Annotated in this window: 18 protein-coding genes; 6 read left to right on the top strand and 12 right to left on the bottom strand. The window is 52.8% G+C overall.

The genetic code is table 11. From position 1 onward, the window contains the following. The first annotated feature begins 8 nt into the window (after positions 1-8). Positions 9-1433, top strand: coding sequence for an alanine/glycine:cation symporter family protein (locus tag ACE419_RS06135; protein ID WP_435721362.1), 1425 nt, complete (start codon positions 9-11; stop codon positions 1431-1433). 302 nt (positions 1434-1735) lie between these two features. On the opposite strand, the gene ACE419_RS06130 is transcribed toward ACE419_RS06135, so the two are convergent. The 5 genes from ACE419_RS06130 to ACE419_RS06110 form a co-directional block, all read right to left on the bottom strand. Next, positions 1736-3403: a uridine kinase family protein gene (locus ACE419_RS06130; RefSeq protein ID WP_435721361.1), complete on the bottom strand. Its 1668-nt coding sequence runs from the start codon at positions 3401-3403 to the stop codon at positions 1736-1738. Between the two features lie 110 nt (positions 3404-3513). After that, positions 3514-4512, bottom strand: coding sequence for an inorganic phosphate transporter (locus ACE419_RS06125; RefSeq protein ID WP_432646195.1), 999 nt, complete (start codon positions 4510-4512; stop codon positions 3514-3516). Then, positions 4505-5131 (bottom strand): DUF47 domain-containing protein, encoded by a 627-nt coding sequence (locus ACE419_RS06120; RefSeq protein ID WP_432646196.1) that lies wholly within the window; start codon positions 5129-5131, stop codon positions 4505-4507. Before ACE419_RS06120 ends, ACE419_RS06125 begins: the two co-directional genes overlap by 8 nt. A 201-nt stretch (positions 5132-5332) precedes the next feature. Next, on the bottom strand, positions 5333-6577 hold the full coding sequence (locus tag ACE419_RS06115; protein WP_432646198.1) for an aminotransferase class I/II-fold pyridoxal phosphate-dependent enzyme: 1245 nt from the start codon (positions 6575-6577) through the stop codon (positions 5333-5335). A gap of 282 nt (positions 6578-6859) precedes the next feature. Continuing rightward, positions 6860-8092, bottom strand: coding sequence for an aspartate kinase (locus tag ACE419_RS06110; RefSeq protein WP_432646199.1), 1233 nt, complete (start codon positions 8090-8092; stop codon positions 6860-6862). A gap of 387 nt (positions 8093-8479) precedes the next feature. Between ACE419_RS06110 and uraA the strand changes: the two genes are divergently transcribed. From uraA to fba, 3 genes are all read left to right on the top strand, one after another. Then, positions 8480-9787 carry a uracil permease gene (uraA, locus tag ACE419_RS06105; RefSeq protein WP_435721360.1) on the top strand — a complete coding sequence of 436 codons (1308 nt, stop codon included), beginning with the start codon at positions 8480-8482 and terminating at the stop codon, positions 9785-9787. Continuing rightward, entirely contained in the window at positions 9784-10677 is an 894-nt protein-coding gene (locus ACE419_RS06100; RefSeq protein WP_435721359.1) for an RluA family pseudouridine synthase, read from the top strand. Before uraA ends, ACE419_RS06100 begins: the two co-directional genes overlap by 4 nt. A gap of 138 nt (positions 10678-10815) precedes the next feature. After that, positions 10816-11814: a class II fructose-1,6-bisphosphate aldolase gene (gene fba, locus ACE419_RS06095; RefSeq protein WP_435721358.1), complete on the top strand. Its 999-nt coding sequence runs from the start codon at positions 10816-10818 to the stop codon at positions 11812-11814. A gap of 65 nt (positions 11815-11879) precedes the next feature. On the opposite strand, the gene ACE419_RS06090 is transcribed toward fba, so the two are convergent. Together ACE419_RS06090 and ACE419_RS06085 are read right to left on the bottom strand one after the other, a co-directional pair. After that, positions 11880-12644: an HAD-IIB family hydrolase gene (locus ACE419_RS06090; protein ID WP_435721357.1), complete on the bottom strand. Its 765-nt coding sequence runs from the start codon at positions 12642-12644 to the stop codon at positions 11880-11882. Between the two features lie 45 nt (positions 12645-12689). After that, a complete protein-coding gene (locus tag ACE419_RS06085; protein WP_435721421.1) occupies positions 12690-14465 on the bottom strand; it encodes a B12-binding domain-containing radical SAM protein in 1776 nt (591 codons plus the stop codon). Positions 14466-14652: 187 nt separating this feature from the next. Here ACE419_RS06085 and pepF point away from each other — a divergent pair, with 187 nt between their 5' ends. Beyond that, positions 14653-16461, top strand: coding sequence for an oligoendopeptidase F (gene pepF, locus ACE419_RS06080; RefSeq protein ID WP_435721356.1), 1809 nt, complete (start codon positions 14653-14655; stop codon positions 16459-16461). Positions 16462-16604: 143 nt separating this feature from the next. Beyond that, positions 16605-16796 (top strand): 50S ribosomal protein L28, encoded by a 192-nt coding sequence (gene rpmB, locus ACE419_RS06075; protein WP_036375242.1) that lies wholly within the window; start codon positions 16605-16607, stop codon positions 16794-16796. A gap of 95 nt (positions 16797-16891) precedes the next feature. Here rpmB and fusA read toward each other — a convergent pair whose 3' ends face one another. The 5 genes from fusA to ACE419_RS06050 form a co-directional block, all read right to left on the bottom strand. Further along, entirely contained in the window at positions 16892-18955 is a 2064-nt protein-coding gene (gene fusA / locus ACE419_RS06070) for an elongation factor G (protein WP_435721355.1), read from the bottom strand. 175 nt (positions 18956-19130) lie between these two features. Next, positions 19131-19640, bottom strand: coding sequence for a cob(I)yrinic acid a,c-diamide adenosyltransferase (locus ACE419_RS06065; RefSeq protein ID WP_435721354.1), 510 nt, complete (start codon positions 19638-19640; stop codon positions 19131-19133). A 1-nt stretch (position 19641) separates the two neighbouring features. Further along, a complete protein-coding gene (gene ndk / locus ACE419_RS06060) occupies positions 19642-20085 on the bottom strand; it encodes a nucleoside-diphosphate kinase (protein WP_432646207.1) in 444 nt (147 codons plus the stop codon). Positions 20086-20114: 29 nt separating this feature from the next. After that, positions 20115-20633, bottom strand: a complete 519-nt coding sequence (locus ACE419_RS06055) for a gamma carbonic anhydrase family protein (protein ID WP_435721353.1) — start codon at positions 20631-20633, stop codon at positions 20115-20117. 152 nt (positions 20634-20785) lie between these two features. Next, positions 20786-22045, bottom strand: a complete 1260-nt coding sequence (locus ACE419_RS06050; protein WP_435721352.1) for a tRNA nucleotidyltransferase/poly(A) polymerase-related protein — start codon at positions 22043-22045, stop codon at positions 20786-20788. Positions 22046-22085: the final 40 nt, after the last annotated feature.

Below are 22085 nucleotides of genomic sequence, written 5' to 3'. Positions count from 1 at the left end.
GATCATTTATGGATGCATTGAATGCGGTGGTTTCGGCCATCAACAACGTGCTCTGGTCATATGTACTCATCGTCGTACTCGTCGGCTGCGGCATTTATTTCACGCTTTCCACGCACTTCGTACAGCTGCGCCTGCTGCCTGAAATGCTGCGCCTGCTCACCGAGGGCATCGGCAAGAAAACAGAGGGTGATGCCATCAGCTCGTTTCAGGCATTCTGCGTCAGCACGGCTTCACGTGTCGGCGTCGGCAATATTGCCGGTGTCGCCATCGCCATCGTCACAGGCGGTCCCGGTGCCGTTTTCTGGATGTGGGCCATTGCCTTCCTCGGCTGTGCAACGGGTTTTGTTGAGAGCACGCTCGCGCAGATTTACAAGCTGCCGCGCGGCAACGGCAAATTCCACGGCGGACCGGCCTACTATATCAAAAATGCCCTTGGCCAGCCGAATGTCGCCAAACTCTTTGCCATCCTGATTTCCGTAACGTTCGGTCTCATCTATGTTTCCGTACAGGCCAACACGATTGCCCTTTCGGCTAAGACGGCTTTTGGTATTGAGCCGGTCTATTCGGCGGCTTTCCTCTGCGTGCTCACGGCCCTCGTCATCTTCGGCGGCATGACGCGCATTGCAAAATTCACGGAATTTCTCGTGCCAATCATGGCCGGAGCTTACCTCTTGACAGCTTTTGCCATCATCCTCCTCAACATTGACAAAGTCCCTGGCATGTTCGCCCTGATTCTCCACGATGCCTTCTCGCCGCAGGCGGCTGTCGGCGGCGGCATTGGCACGGCCGTCATCACCGGCATCAAGCGCGGCCTGTTCTCAAATGAAGCCGGCGAGGGCTCCGTGCCAAACGCCGCCGCTACGGCTGATGTCACGCACCCGATTAAGCAGGGCCTCGTGCAGTCCTTCGGTGTCTACGTCGATACGTGGATTGTCTGCTCGGCCACGGCTTTCATCGTGCTTTTGACAAATCAGTATACGATTGGCGGCGAACTCACGGGCATTGCGCTTGCCCAGCAGTCACTCGCAAGCATCTTCGGCTCCCTTGCTCCTGCTGCCATTTCCATCCTGATTCTGATGTTTGCCTTCAGTTCCATTGTCGGCAACTACTATTACGGCGAAATCAACATTTCCTTCTTTGAGGGCAATACAAAAAAATACCTGACTGTTTTCCGCGCTGGCGTCGTCCTCATGGTTCTCTTCGGCTGCATCGCTGAACTCAACCTCGTCTGGAACCTCGCCGACCTCTTCATGGGCTTCCTCTGCCTCACGAACCTCTACGCCGTTGCGCGCCTCGCCAAATACGCCCGCATCGCCCTGTTTGACTATGTCAAGCAGAAAAAAGCAGGTGTCGAAGAACCAGTCTTTGACCCCGCTATCTTAGGCGACGAAAAAGGCGTCCACGCCTGGGGCATCGATAAAGTCAACAAATAAAATATAAAAATCGTACTAAAAAAGGGCTGGCCAGCAAAGGCCAGCTCTTTTAATATGCCCAAGTACATTGATGTAAGCCAATCGTAACTAGGGACGGGGGAATATTTTCGCCTGCAGGTGCGCAGTGACCGCCCGCAGGGCTGTCTCCCAAGATCACACTCCTAAATAATGCGATGTCAGAACGCCGTGGCAGGCGGCGAAGCCTCTAAGTCCGGCAAACGTAAATTGGGGGACATTTAACGGAGCGCCGAAGCCGAAAATATTTCACCGTCCCCTTGTCAATAGTTCCTTAAGAACCTATCTTACACCTGCTCTTCCCCTTTAAAGAATACAGACTTCCCGATAAACTCGCGCAGGATGGAGTTATTCGGCACATCGTCTTCGTCGGGCAGGTCAAGAAAATACTGGCAGAAATCCAAGAGGCGTCTTGCCTTTGTGTATTCCGGCACATCGGGAGTTACGTCTTTGAGGATGGGGACAGCATAGCGGCGCAGTGCCGAGAGCTCATAAATCATGGCCGAATTGAACATGACATCGGCCTCTTCCTGATACGGGAAGATGTACTTTTCCTCCCCCTTCCTGACATCCGGCCACTGCTTGAGGGTTTTGAGCGCACTGGCCCCGCGGAACTGGTAGTCACGCACAAGACGGCGCATCAGGCGTGCATCCGTTGTCGGAATGCGGTTATGGGCATCGATGTTGAGCTGTGTCAACGCGCTGACGTAAATCTTAAATTTATTCTCACGCGGAATCTGAGCCGTGAGTTTCTCATTGAGTCCATGAATGCCCTCCACGATGATGGGCTGATTCTTTTCAAGAGTCAAAGGCGTCTGCCCTTCCCATTCGCGTTCGCCTGTCTTGAAATTATAGCGCGGCAGCACGACGGCTTCGCCCTTCAGGAGTCCGAGCATATCCTGATTGAAAAGAGCGACATCAAGTGCTTCCAGACACTCGTAGTCGTAGGCCCCTTCCGGTGTCTTTGGCGTCTCTTCACGGTTGACAAAGTAATTATCGAGGGAAATCGAAACAGGGCGCAGCCCCAGAACCTGCATCTGCACGCGCAGGCGCTGGGCAAAAGAGGTTTTGCCCGAAGAAGACGGCCCTGCGATGAGAATCAGGCGCAGTTTTTGGCAATGCGAGGCAATATGATCAGCAATTTCCGCAATGCGCTTTTCCTGCAGGGCTTCCGAGACGCGGATGACTTCGCCGATGCGTCCCGAGCGAATCGCGCGGTTGAGGTCTGTCACATAGCGGCACTGCAGGATATTGGCCCAATTCTTGGACTCATTCAGAACACTTGAGAGCTTTGGCTGCGGCACCGAAGGCGGCACCTGTCCTTTGCTCTTGAGGTCCGGTGTGCGCAACAGGACGCCGGATTCAAATGTATCCAGAGCAAAACGGTCGAGATGTCCCGTCGAACCGATCATGGCACCATAAAGATAGTCGTAGTAGCCGCCGCAGCGGTAGATGCTGACTTTTGGCATGGTCAGCGAGGCGATGAGATTGGCTTTTTCAATCTGTTTCGTCTCCTTGAACAGCTTTACCGCATCTTCACGCTGAAAGACTTCTTTGACAATCGGGCGGTCTTCCTGCACGATGATGCGCATCTCGCGTTCGATAGCCTCCACCATCGCCGGTGTCAGTTTTTTATTCGGGATAGAAATGCCGCAGTAAAGTCCATTGTTCGCACGAAACATCGCAGCCACTTCAGCATCCGGATAGAGTTCATGGACTGCCATAATGAGCAAGAATTCGACAGAACGGCGATAGATGATCCAGCCGTCCTCGCTTTCGAGCTCGACAAACTCGAGCGATCTTGCCTTGCCTATGGGCGTCTGCAAATCGTGCAGGGTATTGTCGAGCTTCACGGCGACAATCCGGCTCGCATACTCCTGCTGATAATCTGCCACCAAGTCACGAGGCATGGTCTTTGGCAGCACATTTCTTGCTTTGCGAATGGTAACAAACATAAAAATGCCCCTTTCCTTTGTCGAAATTCGGTCAAAACAAAAACTGGAACATGTGTTACTTCTATTGTAACACATGTTCCAGTTCAAATGTCAGAAAAATGAATGGACTTTTACTTAAAAATCATCAAGACAAAATGATAGGCAACGGCGCCCATGACAGCCGTACACGGAATGGTCAGGACCCAGGCCGTGACCATCTGCTGTGCAACGCCCCAGCGCACGGCATTGACTCGCTTAGCTGTGCCGACGCCCATGATGGAACCCGAAACGACATGCGTCGTCGAGACCGGCAGATGCAGGAGCGTAGCCGAGAAAATGACCATCGAGGAGTTGAGATCCGCGGCAAAGCCCGAAATCGGCTCAAGCTTAAAGATTTTACCGCCAATGGTCTTGATGATGCGCCAGCCGCCGATAGCTGTGCCGCAGGCCATGGCCGTAGCTGCAAGAATTTTGACATACGTCGGGACCTCAAAGACATCGATGTAGCCGCCCGAGAGCAGCGCCAGCGTGATGATACCCATGGACTTCTGCGCATCATTTGAGCCGTGCGAGAACGCCATCATGGCTGCCGACAAAATCTGCATCTTCTTGAATTTGCCGTTGACGGCAGAAGGGCTGAACCGCCCGAAAATGCGGAACAGCAAAGTCATAACGATACAGCCGGTGGCAATGGCAATGATTGGCGAAGCAATCAGCGATAAGACAATCTTGCCAATGCCATAGAAGTTCAGGCCATCCGTACCCACCGAAACAAGCACGGCACCAATGACGCCGCCGACCAAGGCATGCGAGGAACTCGACGGCACGGCAAACCACCAGGTGATGAGGTTCCAGACCACCGCGCCGATGAGGGCCGCGATGATGACGCGCTCATCGACATGCTGGGCTGACTTGACGATATCCGCACCGATGGTTTTGGCAACGCCGGTACTGTACATGGCACCGAGAAAGTTCAAAAAAGCTGCCATGATAATGGCATGACTCGGGTGCAGGGCTCGCGTCGAAACCGATGTAGCAATGGCATTCGCCGTATCATGAAAGCCATTGATAAAGTCAAACAGCAGTGCGAGCCCAATAACCGTAAAAATCAGGAGCTGGAGTTCAGGCATACTTCATTACCACTCCCCTGAGCATATCCGAAAGTTTCTCGCAGTGGTCCAGTGTATTCTCAAGATTCTCGAGAATGTCCTTCCACTTAATCAGTTCAATCGGGTCCTTCTCCTTGTCGAAGAGATAGGCCACTTCATGACGGTAAACGCGGTCGCCTTCACTCTCGAGCCGGCAAATCTTATGCGTGGCTTCAAGGATCTGTGCCTGATTTTTGCGGATGTTCTTCAACAGTGAGAACGCGCGAATGATTTCTTCCGTACTTTCGATGAGCAGTTTCGTCAGCGTAACCGCTCCGCTCATGGCCTTGCCCGTGCGGTACATGACAATGCGCTGCAAAGTGCCCTGCAGATTATCCACGCCATCATCGAGTCCATTGGCCAGAGCGTAGATATCTTCGCGGTCAATCGGCGTGATGAAGGTCAGGTTCAGCTTGTCGATGATCTTATCATTCACTGCATCTGCCTGATGCTCGAGGTCAACAATTTCCTTTACCTTGTCAGCGGCCTTGCTGTAATCCAGCATGACTTCGTCCATCATGAGTGCGCCTTTGTAAAAATACTGGGCGCTTTCTACGAACAAGTCAAAGAACTCACTGTCCTTCTGCTTGAACTTAAACATATTCTCTTGCGTCCTCCTAGATTATAAACAAATCTATTTACATTGTTAACGAGCCTTAACAATTTAACTATAACATCAATCCACACACACATCAATAAAAAAATTTCGTGCGGGCATAGAAAAAGACCGAACATCCGTCTGCAGTAAGACGAATATCCGGTCTTGTATACCGATACAATGAAAATCAGAGATACAGAAGAATCAGCCTTCAACAGCCTGCAGGGCCTTGAGAACCTTCGGTGCCATGCCCTTCATCTTGTCAGCCGATACCGAGCATGCAGCAACGCGGACACCGAGTTTCAAAGGTACGGCAAAAATCAAATCGTCATGCAGTTTGTCGCAGACGGCCTGCGGGTCCTTCGCAGGCACAGCGAGGAAGAAACCGCCTTTGTACGGCAGGGCATTGAGTCCGCACGCCTTCGCATCTTCCATGAAGATATTGCCGCGATGCTGAATCATCTTGTAGTAATCATCGCGTTCCTTTTCAAACTGAGCCAGCGTACTCTTGTCCTGCTGGATGCGGGCGAGGAGCGTCATCGCGCCGCGGTTGATATTCGACCACGTAGCACGGCTCGTGTACTTGTTGATTTCCTTAAACTCCGTGATGACTTCCTTGCTTGAGGAAACGGCGACGAGTGCACCCGTGCGCTGGCCATAAGCCGTATAGCCCTTCGACATCGAGAAGGAGAACATGACGAGAATGTTGTCCGGCAGATTGCCGAATTTCTTCATGAAGCGGCGCGTCTCGTTCTTTTCACCAGCATAATCGATATACGCAATATCGACGAGAATACTCATCTTCTTGCCCTTGGCTGCATATTTCTTCGTAAGGTCAAGGACGTTGTCCCAGTCCTCTTCCGTCAGGCTGAAGCCCGTCGGATTGTGAGCCGGCGTGTTGATGATGGAAAGCAGGCTGTCCTGCTTGGCCATGATGGCATCGACTTTTGCCGTGTAATCCTTGATGTTGAAATTGTTGTTTTCATCAAAGAGCTGATAATTTGTCAGATGCGAGCCGCACTCGTTGCAGATGACATTGTACGTGCCCCAGAACCAGTCGGCCGTCAGGACTTCATCACCGCGCTCTGCGTAGTTGGCCACAGCATGATGGATGGCACCCGTGCCGCCCGAAGTAGCAATGGCACCAAGATAGCCCTCCGGACGCTGGTCAGCAAACGTCGCATCGAGAACAGCATCGAGATAGTCCGGCAGGCCCGGAATCGGTGCATAGCGGGCATAATCCTCAATCGACAGCGAACGGAAGACGCGTTCCATCGTCGGCAGGCTGGCAAATTTGCCGTTCTCGTCCATCATGACACCCATCGTCGCATTCGTGACTTTATCAGCGCCGTATTTTTCTGCTGCTTCGCGGCAGGCCGCACTCGCACCGAAAATTGCATCCTTCAGTCTCTTGCCTGCAGCATGAGACGCTGCCATACTCGTCGTCATAGAACAAACTTCCTTTCGCTTTCCATACATAAAATTAAAATTACAACATTGCATTCCATACAATATCTACGCATATCCACGTGATGAGTATATCATAAACGCTTTTTCTTGATATGTCCAGATAAAAACGGGTAAGTATACAATATTTCTACATATTTCCTGACAATTCACGGTAAATAAAAGCAAATTTGCTGTCAAACATCTGAAGTCAATTGCCAATACGAAAAATGCCCGTTAATAGAAAAGCCACCCCGAACGGGGCGGCCGTATTGTCAAAAATCCTTAAGCTTTTGGCGGGAAAAACTCGTCGTGAATGGCATTGACAGCTTCCTTGAGCTGCGAGCCCTTGACGAGGCAGGAAATGCTGATTTCCGACGTGCTGATGATGTCGATGTTGATCTGTGCCTTGGAAAGTGCACCGAACATGCGGGCAGCGATGCCAGGATTGCCGAGCATGCCGGCACCGACAATCGAGACCTTCGCAACGTCTTCCTCAATCAGGACGGCAATGGCGTTGAGCTTGTCCGCAACTTTGTCAACAACCTTCTTGGCCTGTGCAAGGTCGTCCGAAGCAACCGTGAAGACCATATCCGTGACATTCTTTTCGATGTTGCGGATGCTCTGCACGATCATGTCGACATCGATGTTGGCATCAGCCAGGGCCGAGAAAATCTCATGGGCAATGCCCGGCGTATTCGGGATGCCGAGTACGGCAATCTTTGCTACCTTCTCATCATGTGCGACACCGCGGATTACAAAATCCTTATCTTCCATTGTATAGTCCTCCCTAATGATCGTGCCAGGTTTATTCGTGAACGTCGAACGAACGTGAATCGGAATATTGAAGTACTTGCCCATTTCGACAGAGCGCGGCTGCATAACGCCAGCGCCGAGGCGTGCCATCTCGAGCATCTCGTAGTACGTGATTTCCTTCATCTTGCGCGCATTCTTGACAATGCGCGGGTCAGCCGAGTAAACGCCATCGACATCCGTGTAGATTTCACAGGAATCTGCCTTGAGCGCACCGGCGAGGGCAACGGCCGACGTATCAGAACCGCCGCGGCCGAGCGTGACGAGGTCGCCGATCTCGTCGCAGCCCTGGAAGCCTGCCACGACAACGATATTGCCCTTATCGAGCTCCTCATGAACGCGTTTTGGCTGAATGTCCTTGATGCGGCCCTTCGTATGTACAGAATCCGTACGCATGCCTGCCATCGGACCCGTCAGCGAGACAGCCGGCTGACCAAGGCTCTTAAAGGCCATTGCGAGGAGTGCAATGGAGACCTGCTCACCGGTCGTCAGCAGCATATCCATTTCGCGCGCATACTGATACGGATTCTTCGTGATGCCGTTGGCGAGTTCAATGAGATTATCCGTGGTATCACCCATTGCCGATACCACCATGACGATCTGGTCGCCCGGCTGCTTTTCGCTCAGCACTCTCTTTGCTACATTCATGATCTTTTCCGTGGTAGCGACAGAGCTGCCACCGAATTTCTTTACAATAAGCGCCATGTTTCTCCCCCTAAACATACACCAGTGCATCCGTCATAAGCGGACACAAAGGCTTTTTGTTTGTTAAAGTGTTTAATCGAAACATATTATACAAGAAATTCAGCGGCCTGTCTACCGTATTTCGCTATTTTTATGTAAAAATGTTTTTTAGGAGAGCACACAGGCAGAATGGCATGTTACAGTTCTTTGAAAAAGCACAGCATAATTCTCTGCGAATGATAAGATTCGACCTGTTTTCAAGGGCAAATAAGAAAAGTGGACATCTGTCCCAAGCTATGATAAATTGGATACGTACTTTATTTCTATCTTATTAGCAAGAACGTTCATTAAGGCTGTAAGGCGCATCAGGCTCCATTTAGGCCTTATTAAAGAAAGGAGTGACCTGTCTTGCAAAAACGTCCTATCGGTGTCGAAGAGAAGCTGCCGCTTCTCGAGACCATCCCCCTTTCGCTGCAGCATCTCTTCGCGATGTTCGGCTCTACGGTGCTCGTGCCGATTCTCTTTAAGATCAATCCGGCCACGGTCCTGCTCTTCAACGGCATTGGCACCATTCTCTATCTCGTCCTCTGCAAAGGAAAAATTCCAGCCTATCTCGGTTCGAGCTTTGCCTTTCTTTCTCCTGTCTTTCTCGTACTCGCGCAGTACAGCTATGAAGCAGCACTCGGCGGCTTCATCTGTGTCGGCGTGGTCTTCTGCCTCGTCGGACTTCTCGTGCGCGCAGTCGGCACGAGCTGGATTGATGTGATTTTCCCGCCGGCCTCGATGGGTGCCATCGTCGCCGTCATTGGTCTCGAGCTCATGCCGACCGCCGCCGGCATGGCTGGCCTCACGGGCGACAAGGCCGATGGCACGACCATCTTCGTCTCCCTTGCCACACTGGCCATCACAATCTTCGCTTCGGTTGCCTTCAAGGGCTTCCTCTCCATCATCCCCATCCTCATCGGCGTCGTCAGCGGCTACATCATCGCAGCTGCCTGCGGCATCGTCGATTGGACACTCGTCGCCAATGCCCCGTGGTTTGCCTTGCCGACCTTCTACACGCCGGTATTTGACCTCGGTGCCATCCTCATCATCCTGCCGGCCTCGCTCGTCGTCATCGTCGAGCATATCGGTCATCTGATTGTCACGGGCAACATCGTCGGCCATGACCTCACCAAAGACCCGGGCCTCGACCGCTCCATCTTCGGCAACGGCCTTTCGACCATCATCTCGGGTTTCTTTGGCTCGACGCCGAACACGACGTACGGTGAAAATATCGGCGTACTTGCCATCACGAAGGTCTTCTCGACCTGGGTCATCGGCGGTGCTGCTGTCTTCGCCATCATTCTCTCGTGCTTCGGCAAGCTCGCGGCCCTCATCCAGAGCATCCCGACGCCGGTCATGGGCGGCGTTTCCATGCTGCTCTTCGGCGTCATCGCCGCTTCCGGCATCCGCATCCTCGTCGAAGCAAAAGTCGACTACAACAATCCGATGAACCTTCTGCTGACGTCCATCGTCATGGGCATCGGCGTTTCGACGGCCAGCCTGACGATTGGCACCGTAAGCTTCAAGGGCATGTCGCTCGCAACAGTCGTCGCCATCATCCTGTCCCTTGCCTTCCGCCTCATCGCCATGGCCCGCGGTGACAAGAACCCGCTCGTCGGCAAAAACGATCCGGTCAGCGAGATTGAACCAAAGGATAAAGAAAACAAATGACGCAGATCCGCGTCAAACTGCCAGAAGCCTTGACGACTATGCCCGTCAAGGCTTTTCTGACACAAAAAGAAGGCATCTCCTCGACCATCTGGAAACGCATCAAGCATTCCGGCACGTTCCGCGTCAACGGCGTGCTCTGCAATGCCGCACGGGCCGAAGTCAAAAATGGCGACCTCGTGAGTTACGATATCGTACGGCCCTCCAATATCGAACCGGAAAAGCTGCCCCTCGACATCCGCTACGAAGATGAATACCTCATGATTGTCAACAAGCCGGCTGGCCAGCTCGTCCATCCGACCACCAAAGAAGCACATGGCACCCTGGGCAACGCCATCTTATATTGGTATGAAACACACGGCGAGCACCATGCCTATCACCCTGTGCACCGGCTTGACCGCGATACCTCAGGCCTTGTGCTCATCGCCAAAGTTCCTCAGGTACAGTATAAGCTGACGCCAAGGCGCGGAGAGGGAAAACTCTTTCACCGCGAATATCTCGCTATTATAGAAGGAAACCTCACGCCGCCCGACGGCCTCATCGACGCGCCGATTGCACGCGCGCTGCCGAGCATCATCCTCAGAAAAGTTTCGCCGGAAGGTCAGGAAGCCCGTACGCATTACCGCACCGTGCGGTCAAACGGACGTTTTTCCCTGCTGCGCCTCGTCTTGGACACGGGCCGCACGCATCAGATTCGCGTGCATCTCGCCCATCTCGGCCATCCTCTTTTAGGCGATGACCTCTACGGCGGAGACTGCAGCCTGATAAAAAGGCAGGCCCTGCACGCCTGCCGTCTCTACTTCACGCATCCCATGACCGGGCAAAACATCAACATCAAAGTTCCGCTGCCGTCCGATATGGAGCAAATTGTCTCGGATTGTCAGCTTTTGTGAAGATAATTCTTATTATTTATTCGCAAACGATGAGTTTTTCATAAAAATTGACAATCCACTATACACCATAAGCGTGTTCTATGTTATAATGAAATCAGTTCGTATAGTGAACATAATTTCATTAGGGGGTAATGAAAAATGCCATTAGTTGGAACGAAAGAAATGTTCAAGAAAGCTTATGAAGGCGGCTTCGCCATCGGTGCTTTCAACATCAACAACATGGAGATTGTACAGGGTATCACGGAAGCAGCTGCAGAGCTGAATTCCCCGGTTATCCTGCAGGCTTCCGCCGGCGCACGCAAGTACGCTAAGGGCCCGTATCTCCGTCACCTCGTCGAGGCAGCTCTTGAGGTCAACGATATTCCTATCGCTCTGCACCTCGATCATGGTCCGGATTTCGAGACCTGCAAAGCCTGCATCGATGATGGCTTCACGTCCGTTATGTTCGATGGCTCGAAATACGAGTTCAAAGAGAACATCAAACGCACGCAGGAAGTCGTTGCTTATGCTCATGAGCATGGCGTCGTTGTCGAAGCTGAGCTCGGTAAGCTCGCCGGCATCGAAGATGATGTAAAAGTCGCTGCTCACGAAGCAGCTTACACGCAGCCGGAAGAGGTTGAGGAATTCGTCAGCGAGACGGGTGTTGATTCCCTCGCAATCGCTATCGGCACGAGCCATGGCGCATTCAAATTCAAACCGGAACAGTGCACGCGCAACGCTGACGGCGTTCTCGTGCCGCCTGAACTGCGTTTCGATATCCTCGCTGAAATCGAGAAGAAGATTCCGGAGTTCCCGATTGTTCTCCATGGTGCTTCCTCCGTTATTCCGAAGTATGTCAAGATCATCAACGAAAACGGCGGCAAGCTCGCTGATGCTGTAGGTATCCCTGAGGATCAGCTCCGCAAAGCTGCAAAATCCGCTGTCTGCAAGATCAACATCGACTCCGACCTGCGTCTCGCTATGACGGCTGGTATCCGTGAGCACTTCTTCGCTCATCCGGAGCACTTTGACCCGCGTCAGTACTGCGCTGATGGCCGTGCTTACATCAAAGAGCTCGTTGAGCACAAGATCAAAGAAGTTCTCGGCTCCGCAAACAGCGCTGCCGGCGTTATGGAACTCGTCAACGCCAACAAGTAATCCATCCGGATACGATAAAGGCAATAAAAAAGACCGCTTTCATGGCGGTCTTTTTTATTGCCTTTTTAAATATTCCGGAGCAGCATGTCCCCGACAGTCGGATAGACGGCCTTGGCTGCTTCCTTCATGAATGGCTGAGCCGTCTCGACCGTATAGCCATGGAAATACTCAACGGCGGGCAAATCGTTCTGATCGTCACCAATGAAGAAAATTTCTTCCGGCTGCCATTTTGTGACAGTGAGCAGACGGCGCAAGCCGTCACGCTTGTTGGCCTCTTTAAGGTTCAGGTCGACGTAGTTGCGGTTGATGTTGCCGATGATTTCCGGATATTTTGCGCGCACCTTCGCCGTCGTCTCCTGTGCCTCTTCGACCGTCGCGCAGCGCATGCTGACCTGCACAACTTTAGGCATCTCGCGCGCCTTGGCAAAAGTCACCTTTTCCATCGGGATGTTCAGCCCAAATTCCATGGCAGTTGGAATGTCAAGAAGATACATATCCGTCTCCGTCAGGATGCGCATGGGATTGTTTGTCTCATGTATGAGCGGCATATCGAGAAGCCCCTGCAGCATCTCGCACGGAAAAGTCAGGCTCGTCAGGATTTCCTTCTTTTTGTCGACGATGACCGCACCGTTGTTGCAGACGAGATAATCAGGCTGCAGGTCCGGATATTTCTGCAGCTCAAAGTCAATGAGGCTCAGGCCGCGGCCCGTGCAGATGCCGAATTTATTCCCTGCCGCCTGCCATTTTTTGACGGCATCGATATTTGACTGCGGTACAGGCTCATGAATGGGACAGAATGTCCCGTCAAAATCAGTTGCTGCTAATTTCATAACGCATAGTTCCCTTCTATTATATTTATATTCTCTTCGGCTAAATTATAACACGATTTCCTGACATGTCACAGCAAAGCCGGTAAAATCAAACAGCAGGATGGTCTCCCGTTCTGCCATTTTCCCCTTCCCTGCCTGCCGGACATCATAAGCAAAAAACTCGATATGATATTTGCCGCGCACATCGCGCCAATTGCGGAAGACGAAATCGGGAATATAGCGAAGCGGCCTGTCGCTGCGCCAGAATGGTGCCGTCCTGTCCTGATGCTTTTCCATATCCCAGTGCAGATATGTCGGACGAATGCGGCCGCCGTCAGCCATCAGGGCATCGAAGCGCAGCAGATTGTCAAGGAGCTTCTCCGGAAGGCCATATGTTTCCCGACAGAATTCCCTTAGATAGCCATAGAGATTTTTCGTCGCATGGCCGATTCTGTGGAATCCCTTGCATTCCCACCAGTTGGTAAAACGCTGCCAAAAGGCAAAGGCATTGCCGTTTTCTTCTGCGGCAATCAAAAAGTCAGCCGTATGGCGGCAGCGTCCGGCATTGTAATAATACTCAAAAACAGCCTCAAAGCTGTGGAACCAGCGGATTTCGCCATAGGTCAGGGCATCTGAGGTCATGACTTCATACGGTGCCATCGGCATATATTCATATTGATACGGCTTTACGAGCTGCATCATCGAAGTCCCCTTGAGGAATTTGAGGAAACCGAGCTGCAGCATATCGGTATGCAGGGCGTAGACATCATTGAAGGACTTCGCAAACGACGCCATGCCCTCACCCGGCAGGCCGATAATCAGGTCGACATGCAGGTGCATATTATGGAAGGAAAGGATGCGGCGTATATGGCCGGCAATTTTCTCCCAGTGATTGACGCGCGAGACGGCGGCCAGCGTCTGGGGATTGGTCGACTGGATGCCGATTTCAAGCTGCACGCGGCCGCGCGGCAGTTTTTTTAGCGTTTCGAGAACCTCTTCATCGAGGTAGTCGATGGCGACTTCAAAATGGAAATTCGTGCGCACCGACTGCGGCAGTTTTACGAGATACTGCAGGATGGGCAGAAAATGTGACTTTTTCGCATTGAACGTGCGGTCGACGAACTTGACCTGACGCACGTTGTGGCGCACAAAAAAGTCAAGTTCACGGAACACGCGTGCAAGAGACAGATAGCGCACGCCCGCCGTCGCGCACGAAAGGCAATAAGCGCAGGAAAACGGACAGCCGCGCGAAGTCTCATAATAGAGAATGCGTTCCTTAAGCCCCTCCATCTCCTCTTCACGGTAGCCAAACGGCACAACCGCAGGATTTTGGAAGTCCGCCACAGTCACATCCGTGCTCTCCTCAATCGTACCATCGCCGCGCCGCATGGCAACGCCCGGCACGATGCCCAGCCCTGCAAGCTTTTTCATCGCGTTCTTGGCAAAATGAAATTGACGGATTCTCTCGATAAGTGCCGGCACCGCCTCTTCTCCCTCACCGCGAATGACAAAATCCACCATAGGGAAGGATTTCATGAATTCAGCCGTGCCATACGAAACCTCAGGCCCGCCGCAGATAATGATGGTATCGGGCAGAGCTTTGGGCAGAAGCCGCAGAAGCTTTTTGACCATCTCGATATTCCAGATATAACAGGCAATGCCGAGCACGCGCGGCTTTTGCTCATAAATCTCGCCAAGAGCGTCAAGCAGCTGATGGTTGATCGTGAGCTCCATGATCTCTGAACCCTTGACGCATTCGCGCAGATAACGCACGGCCAGTGAGGTATGCATATACTTTGCATTGACCGCCAGCCATAAAATTCTCTCGTTCTCTTTTTTCATCTGCACGTTCCATTCCTTCCTCTATCCTTGACACCAAGCCAATCCATAAACATATTTCATTGTAGCAGGAAAGAAGCAAGAAGTATAGGGCTGCCCCCTGCCCTGTGTTATAATAAGGAAGAAAGCAGTCAGGCTTGGACCTGCCTGAACACAAAACTAAAAACAAAAACGAAAGGAAGTCATGCCCATGACGACTGCGATAAAAAAAGCCGCGCTGCCAAAACGCGGGGAAATCCCAGCGGATAAGCGCTGGCATCTTGAAGATATCTATAAGACAAAGGAAGACTGGCAGGCTGCACGCGATGCCATTCCTGCAAAGCTCAAAGAAATCGAAAATTTTCGCGGCAAACTGAGTGATCCGCAGAATCTGCTCGACTGCCTGACGAAGCAGGATGAGATGGAAATAGCCCTTTCTTCCGTCTTTGCCTGGGCCCGCATGATGTCCGATACCGACACGGGCAATCAAGATTATCAGGCAGCTGTGGCAAGCGTCATGCCGCTTCTCGACAAGGCCGGTGCCGCGACTTCCTTCATCGAGCCGGAACTCCTCGCCCTGCCCGAAGAAAAGCTGCAAGAAATGCCAAATGCCCTGCCCGGTCTCAAAAAGTACCGCTTCCACCTGCAGGAACTGCTGCGCCTTAAGGCCCATATTCTGACACCGGAGCAGGAAGCGTTTCTCGCCAGCACAGGTGAGCTCCGAAGTTCGGCGCGCAATACGTATACGGTCATGGTCAATGCCGACCTCAAATTTCCGGATACGCTCGGTGAAGACGGCAGCCTCACGACATTTTCTGAGAGCCGCTATATGAAGTTTCTGCGCAGTGAAAAACAGGAAGTCCGCAAAGATGCCTTTACAAAACTCTTCCGGACCTACCGTTCGTTCCGCAATACTTTTGCCTCACTCTACAGCTCATCTGTGAAGGCCAGCCAGTTCACGGCCTCGATGCGCCATTACAAGACGATGCGCGAAGCGGCGCTTGACGGCAACAACATCCCTGTTTCCGTTTATGACAGCGCCATTCAGGCTACGCGTGCTTATCTGCCTGAGCTGCACCGCTATATGGCCATCAAGAAGCGGCTGCTGGGGCTCGACAAACTCCACATGTACGACCTCTATGTGCCGATTGTCGAGAAGCCCTCTGTCTCCTATCCTTATGAAAAAGCCCAGCCCATCCTCAAAGAAGCCTTGGCACCTCTCGGCGAAACGTATTTGCATGACCTTTTCGCAGGCCTTAAAAGCGGCTGGGTCGACCGCTGCGAAAACAAAGGCAAGCGCGGCGGTGCCTATTCGTGGGGCGTTTACGGCGTCCATCCTTTCGTGCTCATGAGCTGGAACGACACGTACGAATCCCTGTCGACCCTCGCGCATGAAATGGGCCATTCCATGCACAGCTGGTACAGCAGCCAGAAGCAGGAATTCACGAATTCCGAATACACAATTTTCTGTGCCGAAGTCGCTTCGACGACCAACGAGAACCTGCTGCTCGAGTACATGCTCAAAAAGGTCAAAGGCACGGAGCGCCTCTATTACCTCAATCTCTACCTTGAGCAGATCCGCACGACGGTCTTCCGCCAGATGCTCTTCGCGGAATTCGAAGTTGAAACGCACGCGCTTGCAGAAAAGGGCGAAGCCCTGACGGCCGACCGCCTCGAAGCCATCTGGATGAAGCTCAACCGCGATTATTACGGCGAAGACGTTGTGCTCGACGAAGAGCTTGCCGCGGAATGGAGTCGCATTCCGCATTTCTACCGTCCGTTCTACGTCTACCAGTATGCGACGGGCTACGCGGCAGCCATGACGCTTTCCCACAACCTGCGCACACAGGGCGAGGCGGCGCGCAGGGCTTACCTTAATTATCTCTCAAGCGGCGGCAGCGATTACTCGATCAAGCTCCTGCAGCATGCCGGCGTCGACATGACGAGCACGGAGCCTTTCAAGATTACGTTCGAGAAATTCCGCCGCTGCCTCGATGAACTCGAGCAGGCTGCAAAATAAGCCGAAATCCCATTCTTTTTCCATAAAGAACAGTCAGAGCACCTTGTCAAGCAAAAATACTTGCAAGGCGCTCCGATTTGTGCTAGAATACTTATATTGTGTTTAGGGCCATTGTGTCCCTAAGGATTAAGGAGGTGTAACACATGGCAAATGTTTGCGAGTTTTGTGCAAAAGGCGAGCTGTCCGGCAACAACGTCAGCCACTCCCACCTGAAGACGAAACGTTCCTGGAAACCGAACATCCAGCGTGTCCGCGCTGTTGTTGACGGCGAGGTTAAACGTGTCAACGTCTGCACGCGCTGCCTGCGTTCCGGTAAGGTTCAGCGTGCCCTTTGATTTTGCGCATCATATCAAAGCTGATATATCATAAATAGAGCAGATAAGATAAAATCTTATCTGCTCTATTTATTTGCCTGAACGGCTGTTATATTTTATTTTGCTTTGGCCTCTGCAATGATGGTCTCCGCATTGCGCTCGGGGACCGGCTCATAACGGGCAAAGCTCAGCGTGTAGCTGCCGCGGCCCTGCGTCAGGGAACGCAGTTCCGTCGCAAAACGGTAGAGTTCGGATTCCGGGACTTCCGCATGGATTTCACTCATATCCTTGCCCTTGCCCTCGATGCCGAGGATGCGCGCGCGCTTCGAATTGAGCCTGCCGACGACATCGCCCATGTAATACTCCGGCGCCGTGATGCGGATATCGTCAATCGGCTCGAGAAGAATCGGGCTCGCCTCCATGACGCCCTTGCGGATGGCCAGAGACGTGGCCGTCTTGAAAGCGGCTTCCGACGAATCGACCGTATGATAGGAACCATCGTAGAGATTGACCTTGACATCGACGACAGGATAGCCTGCGAGCACGCCGCCCGCGAGCGTTTCCGCCGTGCCCTTCTCAACGGCCGGAATGTACTGGCGCGGCACACTGCCGCCAAAAATCGTCTCGGTGAATTCGTTGCCGGAGCCGGCTTCTTTCGGGCTGATTTCGAGCCAGACATCGCCGTACTGGCCGTGGCCGCCGCTCTGTTTCTTATGCTTGCCCTGCACCTTGACGCTCTTCCGGATCGTCTCGCGGTACGGCACGCGCGGCTCATGAAGCTCCAGCTCTACGCCGAATTTGCGCTGCAGCTTGTCCCTGAGCACTTCAAGATGGACTTCGCCGATGCCGCGCAGGATGGTCTCGTGTGTCTCGGGATTCTTCTCAACAAGGATGGTGGGGTCTTCATCCTGCTGCTTAGCGAGAGCGGCAAAGACCTTGTCCTCATCCCCCTTCTTATGCGCGGCAGCCGCCATCGCGAGCATCGGTGCCGGATATTCGATATTTTCATAAACAATCGGGTCCGCGCTGTCGCAGAGCGTATCGCCCGTCTTCACGGACTGCAGCTTCGTCGTCGCGACGATATCGCCGGCTGCCGCTTCATGCAAATGTTCCTGACGCTTGCCCTGCAGGGAGAAGAGAGAACCTACGCGCTCCGTATTGTCTTTATTCGGATGCAGATACGTCGCATCGCCTTTCATCGTGCCCGAGAAAATGCGCAGATAGCTCAGTCGGCCGACAAACGGGTCCACAACAGTCTTGAAGACCTGTGCCGAGAATGCATCTTCTGTACGGCGCTCTTTGATGTCGCCGCTTTCCGGCTCGAGGCCGATGGCCACGTGGAAATACGGCGTCGGCATGTATTCGACAATGCCGTTCATGAGTTTCTTGACGCCGATATTCTGCTTGGCCGAACCGCAGAATACCGGGAAGATCTTGCCGGCCTGGATGCCTTCAATCAGGGCCGCTGCCACCTCGACTTCCGTGATTTCCGTGCCCTCGATGTATTTTTCGAGCAGTTCATTGTTGAATTCTGCCACGGACTCGATGAGTTTCTGCCTTGCTTCTTCCACATCCCCCCGAATGTACTCCGGAATGTCAGCAACCAAATCTTCCTCATCATGCGTGACAATCTTCATATGCAGGGCCAAAAGGTCGACGACGCCCTGAAAAGCAGCTTCCTCGCCAACCGGCAGCTGCACGGGCACGACGCCATCGCCAAAGCGTACGCGCAGTTCCTCAACAACCTGATGGAAGTCAGCGTGCTCACGGTCCATCTTATTGATAAAGAATGCGCGCGGCAGCTCCGCTCCTTCGGCATAGCGCCAGGCTTTTTCCGTTTCCACCTCGATGCCCGACGGTGCCGAAATGACAATCAACGCACTGTCTGCCGCTGTCAGCGCGCCCTTGACTTCACCGACAAAATCCGGGTACCCCGGAGTATCGATGAAATTGATCTTATAGTCACGCCATTCACAGGCTGCCAGCTTCATATTGATGGTCATGCCGCGCTTCTCTTCTTCGGGCTCGCAGTCGAGTACGCTCGTGTGTTCTTCGACACTGCCCAGGCGTTTGACCGCTCCTGCATCGAAAAGGCAGGCATCTAAGAGACTCGTCTTGCCCGTCTTGCCGTGGCCAATGACCGCTACATTGCGCAGGTTCGAACTTTTATAAGATTTCATCGCAATCCCTCCCAGTACTTCTTATTTTCACTTATGTGTTCTATATTCGCGGAAAGTCAGAATTTTCCTGCCAGATTGCCTGAAATCTATGAAAACCGTAGCATAAAAAAAAGCTTCTGTCCGCAAAAAGCAAAAACAGAAGCTTTTCATATCAAGACCGACTGGCTGTTTCTGCTCAATCGTCCTCGTAGATATCCTCTTCGAGACGCATGAGCAGATAACAGTAGTCCGACAGCCTGTTGAGATAAATCATATCGCTCTCCGCCACATTTTCCATGGCTGCGAGACGCCAGGCACAGCGTTCTGCGCGGCGGGCCGTCGTGCGCGCAAGGTCAAGCATCGCGCCGCTCTGAGACTCTCCCGGGATGATGAAGGCATGTTCCTCGGGCAGGTCATCCTCGATTTCATCGCACCAGCCTTCCAGTTCCCGGACATCGTTCTGCGTGATGCGCGGCTCTTGGCCCACACTGGCAAAATCTGCCATGAGTACCGGCATTTTCTTCTGCAGCTGCAGGATGCGCTCTGCTACATCCTCTTTATCCGCAAAAGCACGGGCTAAACCGAGCACGGAATCGAGCTCATCGAGCGTGCCATACGTATCGACGCGCAGGCCGCTCTTTTTGACGCGTTCACCGGTCAAAAGGCTCGTCTCGCCTTGATCGCCGGTTTTCGTCGTGATGGACATATCAGTCATCCCCTTCTACATGATATTCCTCGTCATAAATCTCCGTCTGATTGAAGAAAATGGAAATCTCACGGGCAGCGCTTTCCGGGCTGTCCGACGCATGGACGGCATTGCGGCGTCCGGAAGCGGCAAACTGCTTGCGGATAGTGCCTTCTTCTGCGTCTTTCGGATTCGTCTTGCCGTTTATTTTGCGCACGCGGGCGATGGCATTCTCGCCTTCGAGCACCATGGCGATGAGCGGACCGGACGTCATGAAGCCCACGAGGTCAGGATAGTACGGACGGCCGATGTGCTCTTCGTAATGGATGGAGGCAAGGCGCTCGTCCATCTTCAGGAGCTTCATCGCCAGAATGCGGAAGCCCTCGTCCTCATAGCGTTTGATGATTTCTCCGGCATGGTGTTTTGCAAAAGCATCTGGTTTGACTAATACGAGTGTTCTTTCCATAGCTGATTTTTCCATTCTCTAAAATCCCCTTACAACAATTCTGCTTTATATTCCTGAGCCACCCTGCGGTAACTCAAAGCTGACTCTTTAAGTGCTTCAATCTCGTCATCGCGCAGACCGCGGATAATCTGTGCAGGACGTCCGTAGACGAGCGAATTCGGCGGAATCTTGCGGTCGCGCTCAATGATGGTGCCGGCACCGATGACCACGTTTTCACCGATCTCCGTGTTGCCCAGAATAATGGACCCCATGCCGATGAGCGTATGGTCGCCAATTTTCTTGCTGTGAATAGTGGCATTATGCCCGATGATGACGCCCTCTCCGATCTCTGTCGGATGTTCGTACATGACGTGCACGACGGCATTTTCCTGGATGTTGGTATTTTTGCCAATATGGACGGGCTGAAAATCACCGCGAACTGTGGCACCGAACCAGACACTGCAGCCTTCCTCCATCGTGACATCGCCAGCTACGACCGCTGTAGGTGCCAGAAAAACACTTTCGTGGATTTTCGGTTTAACGGATTTATAAGGCACGATAATAGCCATATTACCTTCCCCCTGTCTCGTGTTTTAGGAAATTGAAATATCTCCTTCCTGATTTGTCTATTTTAATTCACGTTCTATTTTGATTTATTCGTGAAAAAAAGAAATCTTCCTGCCTTGAACAGGAAGATTTCTTTCTCTTTAGCAAAATCCTTCTATTTTTTGCTTGTTTCGGGCAAAGCAGAACCTCGCAGTATTTGCTGCAGGACCTGCACCTGACGGGAAAAAATCCAGTCTCCCACGGCCGGCCCCTTCAGACCCGCCGGCGCGTTCTGACCGCGAATGCCTTTCATCTTTTTGACCAGCTCTTCGCCATGCATGAGATAAGCCGGCAGACTGTGATGGTCCGCCAAAATCACGGCGTTAAAGTCCGCAAAGCTCAATACGGAGCACTGTTTGTCGATGGCGAGCAGCAGGGCCGCAATCTTGCCCGTTTTCCTGAGCAGCGGTGCACGCATATGCTGCTCGATGACGAAATTTCCTGCGCGCAGCCATTCCTTCGGCAGCGTCACCCGTTTGTCCCACTTGGCAAGCTCCGCAAGCCCTCTCGCTTCGTGGCCGTAATGATGCGGTTCCATTGTTTTGGGCGTCGTACCCTTGCCAAGGTCGTGAACGAGTGCAGCAAAGCGCGCGGCCGTATTCTTTGTCCGTTTCGCCGTCTCCTCAAGCACAAGCAGCGTATGCTCAAAGGCATCTCCCTCCGGATGATATTCAGGCGGCTGGGTTTTGCCAATCAGGTGAAAGAGCTCCGGAAATGTCACATCGAGAATGTCAGCCTTCTCTAAAGCCCGAAAGAAAAAAGAAGGATGCGGCGACTGCAGCGCACGGCGCAGTTCGGAGGTGATGCGCTCCGGCGGCTCCTGCCGCAGTTCTTCGCGGCAGACAGCCATATAATGGTAGGTTTCCTCCGCAATCGTGAAGCCGAACTCCGCAGACTGCCTCGCCGCCCGCAGGGCCCGCACGGGGTCTTCCGTGAAATGGGCGGAAACAGCGCGTATTTTTTGCCCAGCGATATCCTCACGGCCGTGATATGGGTCAATGAGCTTCTTGGCCGGCAGTTCCAGGGCCATGCTGTTCATCGTTGTATCGCGCCGGTAAAGGTCTTCCTCTACGGTCACCGAAGGATCATATGAGACGCGGAACCCGCGGTATCCCTGTCCTTCCTTTTTTTCCCTGCGCGCAAAAGCCACTTCACAGGCCGTACCCTCAATCTGCACGAGATAAACGGGAAAGCCTCGTCCGACTTTCTGTGCCTTCGGAAAAAGCTCTTGAAATGTTTCTTCCGCAATCCCTGAAACCATATAGTCCTTGTCATGCGGCCGGACCTTGCGGAAAAAATCGCGCACCCAGCCGCCAACAATAAAAAGGCGGGCTCCATGCTGCTGCAAGATTTCAGCAAATTCCGCTTCTGTCATGTTTTCTCCTCCAGCAAAAAAAGGGGCTCTATAGGCCCCT

The sequence above is a fragment of the Mitsuokella apri genome (assembly GCF_047974105.1).
Classification (GTDB): Bacteria; Bacillota; Negativicutes; order Selenomonadales; family Selenomonadaceae; genus Mitsuokella.
This window is presented reverse-complemented; position numbering and strand designations above follow the sequence as displayed.

Coding starts and splice junctions, on each gene's coding strand:
- ACE419_RS06135 (WP_435721362.1), top strand. CDS start 9: ATGGATGCATTGAATGCGGTGGTTTCGGCCATCAACAACGTGCTCTGG.
- ACE419_RS06130 (WP_435721361.1), bottom strand. CDS start 3,403: ATGTTTGTTACCATTCGCAAAGCAAGAAATGTGCTGCCAAAGACCATG.
- ACE419_RS06125 (WP_432646195.1), bottom strand. CDS start 4,512: ATGCCTGAACTCCAGCTCCTGATTTTTACGGTTATTGGGCTCGCACTG.
- ACE419_RS06120 (WP_432646196.1), bottom strand. CDS start 5,131: ATGTTTAAGTTCAAGCAGAAGGACAGTGAGTTCTTTGACTTGTTCGTA.
- ACE419_RS06115 (WP_432646198.1), bottom strand. CDS start 6,577: ATGACGACGAGTATGGCAGCGTCTCATGCTGCAGGCAAGAGACTGAAG.
- ACE419_RS06110 (WP_432646199.1), bottom strand. CDS start 8,092: ATGGCGCTTATTGTAAAGAAATTCGGTGGCAGCTCTGTCGCTACCACG.
- ACE419_RS06100 (WP_435721359.1), top strand. CDS start 9,784: ATGACGCAGATCCGCGTCAAACTGCCAGAAGCCTTGACGACTATGCCC.
- fba (WP_435721358.1), top strand. CDS start 10,816: ATGCCATTAGTTGGAACGAAAGAAATGTTCAAGAAAGCTTATGAAGGC.
- ACE419_RS06090 (WP_435721357.1), bottom strand. CDS start 12,644: ATGAAATTAGCAGCAACTGATTTTGACGGGACATTCTGTCCCATTCAT.
- ACE419_RS06085 (WP_435721421.1), bottom strand. CDS start 14,465: ATGAAAAAAGAGAACGAGAGAATTTTATGGCTGGCGGTCAATGCAAAG.
- pepF (WP_435721356.1), top strand. CDS start 14,653: ATGACGACTGCGATAAAAAAAGCCGCGCTGCCAAAACGCGGGGAAATC.
- rpmB (WP_036375242.1), top strand. CDS start 16,605: ATGGCAAATGTTTGCGAGTTTTGTGCAAAAGGCGAGCTGTCCGGCAAC.
- fusA (WP_435721355.1), bottom strand. CDS start 18,955: ATGAAATCTTATAAAAGTTCGAACCTGCGCAATGTAGCGGTCATTGGC.
- ACE419_RS06065 (WP_435721354.1), bottom strand. CDS start 19,640: ATGTCCATCACGACGAAAACCGGCGATCAAGGCGAGACGAGCCTTTTG.
- ndk (WP_432646207.1), bottom strand. CDS start 20,085: ATGGAAAGAACACTCGTATTAGTCAAACCAGATGCTTTTGCAAAACAC.
- ACE419_RS06055 (WP_435721353.1), bottom strand. CDS start 20,633: ATGGCTATTATCGTGCCTTATAAATCCGTTAAACCGAAAATCCACGAA.
- ACE419_RS06050 (WP_435721352.1), bottom strand. CDS start 22,045: ATGACAGAAGCGGAATTTGCTGAAATCTTGCAGCAGCATGGAGCCCGC.